Here is a 13,202-nt window from a genome sequence, read left to right as displayed (position 1 = left end):
ATGGAACGCAGAAGTTTCTTAAAAATGAGTGCTGCATTGGGTTGTGCTGCAACAGTAACGGGCTGTAATTCAAGCTCAAAAGATGCTGAGCCACTACCGCCGCAACCACCTGTTGATGAAGCACTAACTTGGTCTGCATGTCTCGTTAACTGTGGCTCAAACTGCCCAGTTAAAGTATATAGCCGCGACGGGATGATTACCCGCGTTGAAACGGACCATGAAGTAGAAGATGTTTACGGTATGCACCAAGTTCGTGCTTGTGCCCGTGGCCGCTCACTACGTCAACGTACTTACGCATTAGACCGCTTAAAATCACCTATGAAACGTGTTGGTGAACGTGGCGAAGGTAAATTCGTGCCAATCACTTGGGATGAAGCTGCAGAAACGATTGGTAGCAAGTTAAACTCAGTGATCGCTGAGCACGGTAACAAAGCAATTTTCAGAAGCTACGGCTCTGGCGCTTACTACGGTTTTGCATCTAACGGATGTTTTAACCGTTTATTCAACCTAGTTGGCGGTTGTTTACAATACTTCGGTAACTATTCTTGGGCACAACAAACTGAAGCGGCTAAGCATACCTTTGGTACTGGCAGTACATCAGGTTCTGCAACTGTCACGTTAGAAAGCAGTGACTTTTTACTGGGTTTTGCTTACAACCCAAGTGAAATTCGTCAATCAGGCTCTGGCGAAGGTTATGACTACTTACAGGCATTGCAACGTGCAAATGGCCTTAAAGTCACCATGATTGACCCTCGTTACACTGACTCAATGACGGGTAAAGAATCATCTTGGTTACCAATCCGTCCAGGTACGGATGCTGCATTAGCAGAAGCAATTGCTTACTTGATGATCAGCTCAGGCTGGGTTGATGCAAACTCTATCGACTTCATCAACAAGAACAGTGTCGGTTACGACGCAGCGTCAATTGAAGCGCAAAAGCAAATCTTCTTAAACAGTGGCGATGCGAAGAAAATCGAATACGCTGCTGCGATGGATTCAGAAGAGAACTACCACGATTACATCATGGGCCAAGGCAAGTTCGCTGACCGTGAAGCGCGCACTCCTGAGTGGGCAGCAAAAATCACTGGTATTTCTGAAGCTAACATCAAGAAAGTCGCTGATGACTTAATGGCATCTGAAAAGCCATACATCATTGCTGGCGCTGGTGTTAACCGCCAAGCTAACGGTGAGCAAACCGTTCGTGCTATCTACATGCTAGGTGTATTAGCCGGTAAATTAGGTCGTGAAGGTTCATCAAACGGTGAGCTACCAAACATGACTAACATGTTCCGTGGTTCTATCCCAACAGGCACTAACCCAGTGAAAGAAAAAATCTCTTTCTTCACTTGGTCAGAAGCGATTCACAATGGCGAAACCATGACGGCACGTACCCACGGTATTACGGGTACTGATGATTTAGATACGCCACTTGGTACTAACATCAAAGTGATCATTTCAGCATCGGACAGCTCGCTATTAAACCAGCATGCTGACATCAACGGCACTGCAGAAATCTTAAAAGATGAAAGCGGCGTTGAACTGATTGTTTCTTGTGATTGTTGGATGACACCAGGCGCTAAATTTGCCGACATCATCATTCCTGATACCTCTTGGTTAGAATCTAACGACTTAGTTGATGATTCTTACGCTTCAGGTGCAATGGGTTACATCACAGCAATGAAAGCTGCAGTAGACCCAATTTGGGACTGTAAGTCTATGTACCAAGTTGCAGCATTAATCGCTGAAAAAATGGGTGTTGGCGCTGAGTTTACCGAAGGTAAAACTGAAGACGAATGGCTAGAAGAGCTATACCAACAAACCCGTGAAAACAGCAAAAACTTAGGTGTGAGCCCTGCGTTCCCGTCAACTTACAAAGAAGCACAAGAAATTGGTTTCTTCCGTAAGAACATGGAAAACCGCAACGTTGCACTACAAGGTTTTGTTAATGGCGGTGAAGCACTAGGTACGCCATCAGGCAAAATCGAAATTCATTCTGCAGAACTTGCATGGCGCGCGGCTAACTGGGAACAGAACAAAGTTAAAGGCGACACCATCACTGCTATCCCTCAGTACACAGTAACGTGGGACGGTTATGAAGATGAAGACACTAAAGAAGATTACCCACTGCAATTAGCGGGCTATCACACTAAAGGTCGTACTCACTCTAGCTACCATAACGTACCTTGGTTACGTGAAGCAGTTGAAGATGCAGTATGGATGAACGCTATTGATGCACAACAATACGGCGTTGCTTCTGGCGACAAAGTAGAGATGTATAACGATCGTGGTTCAATTGAAGTTGTAGTACGTGTTACTCCTCGTGTTGTACCGGGTGTTGTAGCTCTTGGTCAAGGTGCTTGGTTCTTACCAGATCCAAACGGCCGTACTGGCTCAACAGGTAAAGTGGTTGATATTGGTGGCGCAATTAACTCGCTAACCAAATACATGCCTAGCCCAGTGGCTAAAGGTAATCCACAACACACTAACCGTGTTCAAATTCGTAAAGTTTTATAAGGGAGCGCTACAATGAGCGATGCTATCCAATATAGTTTTTATGTCGATTCGACTAAATGTACAGGGTGTAAAGCCTGCCATATCTCTTGTAAAGACAGACAAGGCGAGCAAATCCGTAATGCCACTAAGCCAGTTGAAAATGGCGTGCCAAGCCTAAACGGCGTTAACTGGCGTCGTGTTTACGAATACGGTGGCGGTACATGGAATGTTGACCCTGCAACAGGTACTTTTGAGCAAGACGTATTTGCTTACTACATGTCTGTAGGTTGTAACCACTGTAGCGAGCCTGTATGTGTTAAAGCTTGTCCTACTGGTGCGATGCACAAACGTCGTGAAGACGGTTTAGTGCTTGTAGCAGAAGAGCTATGTATTGCATGTGAAAGCTGTTCTCGTGCTTGTCCATACGATGCGCCACAACTTGATCAAGAACGTAAAGTGATGACCAAGTGTGACGGTTGTTATGACCGTTTAGCTGAAGGCCGTAAGCCAGTGTGTGTTGAGTCTTGCCCATTACGTGCACTAGACTTTGATACAACAGAAAACATTCAAGCTAAGTATGGTTCAGGTGACGGTCATATTGCACCATTACCAAACCCATCAATCACTACCCCGAACTTGATCATCAAAGCGAATCGCAATGGTCAACCAGCAGGTGGCGGTGCGGGTAATATCTTGAACCCGAAAGAAGTCTAATCAGATCTGGCAGTGGTCATAGACCACTGCCCTTTTTGAGGAAAAGTAACATGAGTATTGAACAGTCAGTTGAGCAGTTATGTGAATACCAAGCCGTAGCCCGTATTCTGCATAACCTTTTTTGTCATTATCCTGAAGCAGAGCTTATTGCAAACTTCAAAGACAATGACGTTGCTGCTACTTGGCCTGAATTTGCCAATCGCAGTGACAATCAACAAGGACGTGACGCTCTAACAGCGTACCTCAATCAATGGGATGAATCTGAGCACCTAATGGACTTAAAAGTTGACTATGGTCAGCTATTTTTCGGTCCAGGTGAACCTAAAGCGATACCACAAGGCTCTGCTTACTTAGGTGAAGATCAAGTACATTTTGATGCATCAACTATCGCATTAATTGATTTTTACAAGCAGTACGGCGTGAGTTTCGAACTTGAGATGCCACAACCCGTTGATCATATTGGCTTGTTCTTTAGCGTATTAGATTCAAGTTTTTCCCAACTCGTTGAGGCTAAAACCAATCCTGAATCTGATGTCGATGAGCAGCAATTAACCCAGTTTATTCAGGTGTTGTTACAGCAACACATGCTACCTTGGGCGGGTCGCTGTTTAGAGCTTGCAAAAATCAATGCAGAAACCGGTTTTTATCTGGCCATTGCGTTATTGGCTAATGACTATTTAGCTGAGCTTACTCACGCATTTAAGGTTATACCAATGCCAAGAAAGCTATTCAGATAAACGCGTTTTACACTCATGTCATGTTGTTTTCGTAGGAGTTGTTATGTCAGTCATTCACGCAATGGGCGCACAGTGGGATAAGGCCGAGTGGTCGCATCAACTGGTCGCATTCTGGCAGCAAGATACCTACGTTAACAGCCTTTTTGCAGGCGCAACGAATGCCACAACCACAGCTAATCTAGTCGCCGCATTAATCGACCCATCTCGTCGTATCGCTTGCGAACAAGCTAAGTTCGATACCCCTGCAGTGTTTAGCGCATTATTCGACTGTTTTTTGCTGTTATTTGTCAAAGAAATCAACAGTAACAACCTGACTCAAGCAGAAGCCTTAATCATTCAAATTACTGAGCACTACGCCAAGCAGTGTCTCAAACAAGCTGACGAATTAGCCGCCAAATCACACACCGACAACGATGCTTTGCAAAATAACCAACAAGCTCAAGGCACTGATACTAGACTCGCTGTGATATGTCATCAAAGTCAAAAAGTCATCTCTGCAATGGATCAGTTAGCACAGCTGCGTCAACAACGTCGTAGTCAAAGCCGCAATATGGGCAGCTAACAACTGACTCGTATCGACTTAAGTGTCGACAACGGCATTCCTTTTAGGTAATTTCACTTATAAGCAATAACTCACCATCAGATTGAGTACACACCCAAGTGAAAACCAACCTCATCACCCCTGAAGGGATGACCAAACTCAAAAAAGAACTGAATTACCTGTGGCGAGAATACCGCCCAGAGATCACCAAAAAAGTTACCTGGGCAGCCAGCCTTGGCGATCGCAGTGAAAATGCAGATTACAAAGAAAATAAACGCCTGCTTCGCCAAATAGATGGCCGAGTTCGTTTTTTACGTAAACGTATCGAAACGTTAAAAGTCGTCGAATATGCCCCCGAACAAGAAGGAAAAGTATTCTTCGGAGCCTGGGTTGAAATTGAAAACGATGACGGCAAACTACTCACTTTTAGAATTGTCGGCCCCGACGAAATCTACGGCGATGCCAAAGGCTATATCTCAATTGACTCCCCCATGGCACGCGCCTTACTCAAAAAAGAAGTCGACGACGATGCTGTCGTTCCAACACCAACAGGCCCACAAGATTGGTATATCAATAAAATATCTTATACAGCTTTATAGGTAGAGTTGATAACCATAAAGGAATAGAACAAAGCCCCATTTAGGCGCATCCACCAAGATTAATAAGACTTTGAGTCGATTTAACTGGCATAAGTTTGCGCAATAGCGCTCATTTACTAAACTTGAGATCCTGTTTTTTATCTCTATTGTTTTTTGAGTGGCATAAAAATGGAGCTTTTATGTATGGGCAATGGTTAGTGCGATTTAACAAGAGCATCGTCTGCATATTGCTCATTTGTTGTGGGGTGGCCAACGCCTCGCCGCCGTCTCATATTGTGGGTAACTGGCTTAGTCAACAAACCGATCACATTGAAATTTTACAAATCAACGATGACCACAGTTACTTACAGATTGGTCTAGACCTGCAGGCGCCAGATAACAGTTTTGCCGAATGGGGTTACTTTAATTTGTCTAACACGAAAGCGTTTTCTGAATTGCCGCTTTCTATCAGCTTTAATCCGACATTTAGCAATAATCCAACCAAAGGCTTTATCACCTTACTCACCCAACGAAATCAAAGCCATGTATACCTCAACAGTGATGCCTCTCGCTTACAATTAAACATGGACACCTTAGGTGATAACTCAATTGATAACGTGATTGAGTACCAACAATTAGAACCAAGAGAAATTGAAGGCTATTGGTACAACCAAGACTATGACGATCTTTATGCAGTGCTAATGCTAGAAAATGGCCTTTATGTGCAACTGCAAATCAACTTTGAACATGATGACGAACTGACAGGGATGGAGTGGGGCCAATATCAGCACCAATCAGACTCTGGGGAAGTGTATTTTCAAACTCAATATGACGACAATCAACAAACAGGCTTTAGTCGTTATGGAGAAATCGCCTCAGCGGCCTTTAATGTCAAATTACATGATGACCAATTAATCTTTCTACTGGATCACAACGAAGATGGCATCATAGATACTTTTTCACGATTAATGCGTAAAAACTGATTTAGTTACAATTTCAAAAAATCAAATTCACTTCATTATTTATAAATAATTTCATAGACTTAATTATCATTATTAGTCATATTATCCTTGTTCTGCCATAATCGACTGTAACACCTCTTGTTTGCACTCTAATAAACTCGCTATATTGAACTGATTAATGGTATTTAGCGCCGAAATTTAGACTAAAGGATATTTCATGGGCCAGGAAACATCTAAAATTCTCGTTGTCGATGATGACATGCGACTCAGATCATTATTGGAACGCTATCTACTTGAGCAAGGGTATCAAGTGCGAAGCGCTGCCAATGCTGAACAAATGGATCGCTTATTAGAACGTGAAAACTTTCACCTTTTAGTGCTTGATTTAATGCTTCCGGGTGAAGATGGACTCTCTATCTGCCGACGTTTACGTCAGCAAGAGAACCCAATCCCTATTGTGATGCTGACAGCCAAAGGCGATGAAGTAGACCGCATTATTGGTTTAGAGTTAGGCGCAGATGATTACCTACCAAAACCATTTAATCCTCGTGAATTACTTGCCCGTATTAAAGCCGTTATGCGCCGTCAAACCACGGAAGTACCTGGAGCACCTGCTCAGCAAGAAGAAGTCATCAGCTTTGGTGATTTTTCATTGAACCTTGCCACTCGTGAAATGTTCCACGACGATAAGAGTATTGCACTGACTTCGGGTGAGTTTGCTGTGCTTAAAGTATTGGTATCACATCCAAGAGAGCCATTATCTCGCGACAAACTGATGAACCTTGCTCGAGGCCGTGATTACTCTGCACTCGAGCGCTCCATTGACGTTCAAGTCTCAAGATTACGTCGCTTAATTGAAGTCGACGCGGCTAATCCACGCTATATTCAAACTGTGTGGGGCTTGGGTTATGTGTTTGTGCCTGATGGCACCGCAAGAGGGTAACTCCCCATTAGCCAGAGTAAATCCATTAGCCAGCCAACGGCAATTAAACTGAAGTGGTGGCAGCGTTTTCTGCCACGCAACTCTTTCAGTCAAACCGTTCTCTTGATTGGCAGCTTGCTGCTTATCAATCAGCTAGTGTCATACTTATCTGTCACTGTATATTTCATCAAACCTAGCTACGAACAAATTAACCAATTGATTGCCCGTCAGATTAATTTGTTGTTCATCGATGGCGTCACGATTAGCCGTGAACACCTCACCATGGTCGATGCCCTCAATGCAAAAGTACGCCACGATGAAATGAAAATCTACAATCAACAAGATGCCATCAAAGCAGGGCTTGATAGTGCAACGTATTATGGCTTCTTGTCTGAACAAATGTCGCAATACTTAGGTGGCGAGGCTGAAGTTCGCTTTTCCCAAGGAACGCAATTACAAGTTTGGATCCGACCACCACAAGCACCCACCTTGTGGATAAAAGTGCCGCTTACTGGCCTCAATGAAAATGATCTCTCTCCACTGACTCTATACTTATTAGTGATTGGTGCATTAAGTGTTGCTGGAGGGTGGATATTTGCTCGACGGTTAAATCGACCGTTAAAACGCTTACAACAAGCAGCGGTGACAGTTTCCAAAGGTGAGTTTCCAAAACCTTTACCATTAAGCGGCTCATCTGAAATCGTTGAAGTGACCCACGCCTTTAACCAAATGTCTCATAGCATGAAGCAATTGGAGCAAGACAGAGCCTTGTTGATGGCAGGGATCTCGCACGATTTACGCACCCCGCTGACACGCATTCGTCTTGCCTCAGAGATGATGGTCGATGAGGACAAGTATCTTCAAGAAGGTATTATTAATGATATCGAGGATATGGATGACATCATTAAGCAATTCATTGCTTATGTTCGTCATGATCAAGAAAGCGTGCGCGAGCCGAATCAGATTAATCGCTTAATCCAAGAAATTAGCCAGCAAGAGGTTAATCGTGATGGTGAAATCGAGTTAGATTTACAAGATTGTCCATTAGTGCCTTTTCAAAGTATCGCTATTAAACGAGTACTGAGTAATTTAGTCGAAAATGGCTTTCGCTATGGTGGCGGCTGGATAAAAATCAGCTCTAAACATAAGCCCAAATACGTCAGCTTTATTGTCGAAGACAATGGCCCTGGCATTAACGAAGCTAAAATCGATGAACTATTTCAACCATTCACCCAAGGCGACAGCGCCCGTGGCTCAGTGGGCTCTGGCCTAGGTTTAGCGATAGTAAAACGGATTATTGACCGCCACCACGGAAAAATTGAATTGAGTAATCGTCCAGAAGGCGGCTTAAAAGCACAAGTATGGTTGCCAATAGATAATAGTTAATGCTATTGAGCTTGTTGACTGCCCAAAGTTTGATACCAAAAAAGCGACTGCTATAGCGTAAATAGTGAGTCGCTTTTTCAGATTGGTTAATACTCTGTTTATAAGTCTGAATGTGGGCCAAACACTTCGTAATGAATTTGCGACTCTGGCACATTAAGCGCGAGTAACTGCTGCTTAATCGCCTTCATAAACCCAATAGGGCCACAGAAATAATACTGTGCATTTGGCACAATACGCTCAGCGATATTTTCCAGTGCAACTGTCCCTTCAAAATCAAAGTCTTCAGCGGGTAAATCTGTCGCTAACGGTTGACGATACCACACATAACTTTCAAGGTGAGTATTGGCATTGCGCTTAGCTTTTATCGCATCTTTAAAGCCATGCTGCGCACCGTCTTCACAGGCATGAACCCACGTAATATCTGCTTGGTGAGATTGAGACAATAACTGATTAAGCATACTCTTCATTGGTGTCACCCCCACTCCAGCAGATAGTAATACCACTGGCGTATCAGCTTGTGCAGAAAGTACAAAATCACCAGCTGGGGCTATAAGCTCAATCACATCACCAACATGATAATGATCATGCAGTAAATTTGAAGCTTTACCTTCCGCTTCACGCTTCACGCTTATGCGGTAGCTACTCCCGTTTGGCGCATCCGATAATGAGTATTGACGAATTTCAGTAAACTCAAGCTGTTCATGCTCAAGCGACACGCTTAAGTACTGCCCAGGCGTAAAATCGACAACCGATCCACCGTCCTCAGGCGTTAATAAAAATGAAGTAATCACTGAAGACTCTACTGTTTTAGCCTTTACAACAAAACGGCGCTTACCTTCCCAACCACCCGTTTTGGCAGCGGTTTGCTGATAAAGCTGCGCTTCTCGATTGATAAAAATATCCGCTAAAAAACCATATGCATTGCCCCATGCCGTCAATACTTCTTCGGTTACTGCATCACCGCCGAGTTCTTTAAGGGTCGCAAGTAGGTGACCACCAACAATGGCATATTGCTCAGGCTTAATTAAAAAACCAGTATGTTTATGGGCAATACGCTCAACGGCAGCGCCAAGTGCTTCTAAGTTATCTATGTTTTTGGCATAGGCTGCCACGGCATTAAATAAGGCAACTGGCTGACCGCCAGTGTGTTGATGAGCCAAGTTAAATACATCTTTTAACTCGGGATTATGTTCAAACATACGTTGATAAAAGTGTGTGGTTAGCGCTGGGCCTGCTGCTTCTAATAACGGAATCGTGCTCTTAACAACGTCTTTGGTATGCTGATCTAACATAAACAACCTCTAATATGTATTTAAAATGCATGTTTTAAAAGAATACTAAACATGTATTTGATTTAGATCAATGTATTTCAGATTAATTTGAATTTATCTAGCTCGTAAATATCATACTGGTAGCTGAAAGGATTGACTCGATTGCACCAAGATCAAGAATCAGTGATGGCCCTAAAAATAAATTAATACAGTTATACGTTTACGACACAACTCTTGGATAAGGTGGATTAAATTTGAATAAAAAAGGCGACTATATCAGTCGCCTTTAAAAGCTAATCTCTCTCGTAATATTTACAAAACCGCTAATATCGCTTCAGCAGTACTGACTTCAAAAGATTTCGGCGCTTCCACATTCAAGGTCGTCACAACACCATTATCAACAACCATGGCATAACGTTGCGAACGAATACCACCAAACCCAGCAGTATCCATATCTAAGCCTAGTGCCTTAGTGAAACTCGCATCACCATCAGCAAGCATGGTCAGTTCAGAGGCATTTTGCGCCTCTCCCCATGCTTTCATTACAAAGGCATCATTCACTGAAACACAGGCAATGACATCAACTCCTTTGGCTTTAAGCTGATCGGCATAAATCACAAAACCCGGTAAATGGGATTCTGAGCAAGTTGGCGTAAATGCACCAGGTACTGCAAACAACACCACTTTCTTATCAGCAAAAAAATCACTCACATTGTGATTGAGCATTCCGTCTGGTGTTAACTCAGATAAGATGCCTGCAGGTAATGTGTGTCCTTGTTCTATCATGGGATATCCTTAATCAAGTGAAATGATGATTAACATAATGACTAGCATAAAACGAAATCCTTCAAACAAACACCGAAGAATTGTATGGTTAATTTATCCAATAAACGTGAATGTAGCCACTAAAGCACTCGCTGCTATTCTGGTATGCTCGCTATGCTTCACTTAACTTCTCGTGGCTCTTTATTACTCGGTATTCATCTTAGCTTTAGGTTTCATCGCCCGATACGCATGTCGGCATCCTTTACCGCAGCCCACAAGACATAATTCACAAGCTAGGGATAATATAAAGCCAATGACTAAGCCTATAGCAATCGCTCTGGTGTCCAACATAATGGTATGGCTAAAATTTTGCCAAACCTCTTGGCGAATATCCTCTAATGGCTCGAAAGCCACTTGTTCAAAACCGCTGTAAGCGGTTTGGTTAAATTGATTTAAGGCGCCATTGAGTAATTGATACCGCTGATAAATGGCTTCAATACTGTCTCCGCCAGCATTGACAACTTGATCAGGGTTTTGTTGATAATGCTGAATAAGCCGCTGGATATCACCCGCAAAAAACCGATCAGCATCTCGCTGAAATTGATCCAGGCTTAATTTGGCTTCTTGAGTATGCGCTTGTAAACGTTGACCGTATTGATCGACAAAAGCAGGCACTTGCACCCCAAGCAGTACGCCACTAACAAACAAAATGAGCCGCAAATAATCCATTATCGATTTCATGTAAATGCCTTTAAAAAGTGTGAATGGCTTGGCTTATAACGTTAATTTAGGTTGGATAAAGTCAATGAAAGCAGAAATGCGCTTCGCCACAGAAGATGATTTATAATACACAGCATTGACCTGACGACAGCCAGCATTGACCAGTTTTTCAGACTCAAGCAAGGTCACTAACCGCCCTTCCTCAATATCTTTGTTCACCATAAACCCAGATAAACAGCCAATACCATGGCCAGCTAACACCAATTGTCGAATGGTTTCTCCACTACTACATGTCATCGCAGGCACAGCTGTGTACCCGCCCTTTAGCGGCCATTGATTCAGCACTTTAGGCTCACTAAAACCAATTAAATTATGATAATTTAACTCACAAACCTGCTTTGGAATATCACGCTTTTGCAAGTATTCAGGTGTCGCCACGAAATACAACATACTGTGACCCAATAAGCGGGCATGCAAAGTAGAATCAGCAAGTTCACCAATACGAATAGCGACATCCGTGTGCTTTTCTAATAAGTCGACATAACCCTCGTTAGAGGTGATTTCTAATTCAATATCTGGATATGCCTCTTTGAATTCATGAATTAATGGGATTAATTGGTGAAATACAAATGGACTAGCAGCATTAACTCGCAACCGTCCTTTGGGTAAATCGCCACGGCAAATCAAGTCATGCTCTGCTTGATTAAGGCATTGCAGCCCATTGCGAATAGACTCAACAAACTGACGACCTTCATCGGTTAAATCAACTCGTCGAGTGGTGCGGTTTAATATCGTCACGCCAAGTTGTTGCTCTATTCGACTAACAGAACGTGATACTCGTGCCACTTGAATATCCAAGTGCTCTGCCGCAGCTGAAAAACCGCCACTATCGACAACAGTAAGTAATATTTCTAAATCATCTGAACGTGTCAGCATGTCGTCTCCAGCAAGATTAACCGAATGGCAGATACAGTTTACAAATTGTGATAGCCATTAATAACGGCTTGGTGAATGCCTACGATTGTAGCAAGCCCATTAAAATCAGCTAGTAATAACGCTTATGTTATTAGGCTATACTGTGTAGTTAGCGCTATAGCATTAGCGATCAATATGGACATTACATTAAAGGATTAATACATGAAAGCCGCGATTATTGTCACTCTGTTACTGTCATCATCTACAATGGCAAGCTCCCCCCTCTCAGAAGAGCTCACCGCTGAACAATTAGATATGGTGATTCAAATGTCCGTTAATCAAATGAAAGCGGATGATGAATTTACCAAAATGGCCAGCTGTGTAAATCAATCAGAAGCAAAAGTAGAATCGGTATTTCGCGAGGTGATGCGGGCATGTGTTGAGAAACATATGCTAGAGGAAGATGATGAGAAAACCACGGCTTGTTTGGTATCTAATTTTTCGGAAAAACTCGGCGTATCAGCTGAAAAATTTACCATCTGTACTGCTGAAGATTAGTTAATCAGCAAGCCAAAATATACTTACCAAAATTTTTTGACAATGAGTAATAAATATAAACTTACATAGACTATATTAAGTTACAACTTTAAACCTTTTAAAATACTAATAAAGATAATTTTAATATATACAAAATCAAATATGAATCTCATTTAAATAAAAACAAATAAACTATTTAAATTAAAAACCACATAGAATTTTGAAAATATTACAACCTTATTAAACCACAGACATTATTGAATCCAATAAAAGTTTTACCTTGGTAACACTACTAATTATAGATCACTCGCCAAACTAAAACTCAGACTAAAAATAATATTATCGACAAAACAAAATAATAAAAATCAACAACTTAAATTTTATCAAATTAAAAGAAAAATTAAACCACCAGTTATTGAAACCAATTTATTCCACAACCGCAACAAATTATTACAAACCATATAAATAACTCCGCAAAATAATCACAAGAAAATTCATAAGGTATATTTAAAATACCATTTAATCATTATCACCTTATTACTTTATATATAGATACAAGTCACAATTTCAATTTTATAACAATAACAAATATAGATTTAAAGGTTAACCATCATTAATATGCCGATTTTTTAATTATTCTTTTTTTATTTAAGATTTAATA

General features: G+C 41.9%; 13 protein-coding genes. 9 read left to right on the top strand and 4 right to left on the bottom strand.

Annotated elements, in window-relative coordinates:
- From AB4128_RS19650 to envZ, 8 genes are all read left to right on the top strand, one after another.
- The coding region (locus AB4128_RS19650) for a DMSO/selenate family reductase complex A subunit (RefSeq protein WP_055025969.1) at window positions 1-2,514 on the top strand (2,514 nt) is incomplete at its 5' end.
- Window positions 2,515-2,526: 12 nt separating this feature from the next.
- A complete protein-coding gene (locus AB4128_RS19645; RefSeq protein ID WP_055025968.1) occupies window positions 2,527-3,207 on the top strand; it encodes a DMSO/selenate family reductase complex B subunit in 681 nt (226 codons plus the stop codon).
- Between the two features lie 50 nt (window positions 3,208-3,257).
- Complete coding sequence (locus tag AB4128_RS19640) at window positions 3,258-3,944, top strand: molecular chaperone (RefSeq protein ID WP_372038694.1); 687 nt, start codon at window positions 3,258-3,260, stop codon at window positions 3,942-3,944.
- A 43-nt stretch (window positions 3,945-3,987) separates the two neighbouring features.
- The gene (locus tag AB4128_RS19635; RefSeq protein WP_055025966.1) at window positions 3,988-4,506 is read left to right on the top strand and encodes a hypothetical protein; all 519 of its coding nucleotides are present in this window, start codon (window positions 3,988-3,990) and stop codon (window positions 4,504-4,506) included.
- Between the two features lie 98 nt (window positions 4,507-4,604).
- Window positions 4,605-5,084: a transcription elongation factor GreB gene (gene greB, locus AB4128_RS19630; protein ID WP_055025965.1), complete on the top strand. Its 480-nt coding sequence runs from the start codon at window positions 4,605-4,607 to the stop codon at window positions 5,082-5,084.
- 179 nt (window positions 5,085-5,263) lie between these two features.
- Window positions 5,264-6,046, top strand: coding sequence for a hypothetical protein (locus tag AB4128_RS19625; RefSeq protein ID WP_211030176.1), 783 nt, complete (start codon window positions 5,264-5,266; stop codon window positions 6,044-6,046).
- Between the two features lie 196 nt (window positions 6,047-6,242).
- Entirely contained in the window at window positions 6,243-6,968 is a 726-nt protein-coding gene (gene ompR, locus AB4128_RS19620; RefSeq protein ID WP_055025963.1) for a two-component system response regulator OmpR, read from the top strand.
- A 42-nt stretch (window positions 6,969-7,010) separates the two neighbouring features.
- Entirely contained in the window at window positions 7,011-8,333 is a 1,323-nt protein-coding gene (gene envZ / locus AB4128_RS19615; RefSeq protein ID WP_055025962.1) for a two-component system sensor histidine kinase EnvZ, read from the top strand.
- A 98-nt stretch (window positions 8,334-8,431) separates the two neighbouring features.
- Here the strand turns inward: envZ and hmpA are convergent, their stop codons facing one another.
- From hmpA to AB4128_RS19595, 4 genes are all read right to left on the bottom strand, one after another.
- Window positions 8,432-9,625 (bottom strand): NO-inducible flavohemoprotein, encoded by a 1,194-nt coding sequence (gene hmpA / locus AB4128_RS19610; protein WP_055025961.1) that lies wholly within the window; start codon window positions 9,623-9,625, stop codon window positions 8,432-8,434.
- Between the two features lie 291 nt (window positions 9,626-9,916).
- Window positions 9,917-10,390: a peroxiredoxin gene (locus AB4128_RS19605; protein ID WP_055025960.1), complete on the bottom strand. Its 474-nt coding sequence runs from the start codon at window positions 10,388-10,390 to the stop codon at window positions 9,917-9,919.
- A 183-nt stretch (window positions 10,391-10,573) separates the two neighbouring features.
- Window positions 10,574-11,110, bottom strand: coding sequence for a DUF2937 family protein (locus AB4128_RS19600; protein WP_055025959.1), 537 nt, complete (start codon window positions 11,108-11,110; stop codon window positions 10,574-10,576).
- A 33-nt stretch (window positions 11,111-11,143) separates the two neighbouring features.
- Window positions 11,144-12,025, bottom strand: coding sequence for a LysR family transcriptional regulator (locus AB4128_RS19595; protein WP_055025958.1), 882 nt, complete (start codon window positions 12,023-12,025; stop codon window positions 11,144-11,146).
- Between the two features lie 201 nt (window positions 12,026-12,226).
- Between AB4128_RS19595 and AB4128_RS19590 the strand changes: the two genes are divergently transcribed.
- Window positions 12,227-12,562 carry a hypothetical protein gene (locus tag AB4128_RS19590; protein ID WP_372038692.1) on the top strand — a complete coding sequence of 112 codons (336 nt, stop codon included), beginning with the start codon at window positions 12,227-12,229 and terminating at the stop codon, window positions 12,560-12,562.
- Window positions 12,563-13,202: the final 640 nt, after the last annotated feature.

Source organism: Shewanella sp. 10N.286.52.A9 (genome assembly GCF_041468985.1).
Lineage (GTDB): Bacteria > Pseudomonadota > Gammaproteobacteria > Enterobacterales > Shewanellaceae > Shewanella > Shewanella japonica.
This window is presented reverse-complemented; position numbering and strand designations above follow the sequence as displayed.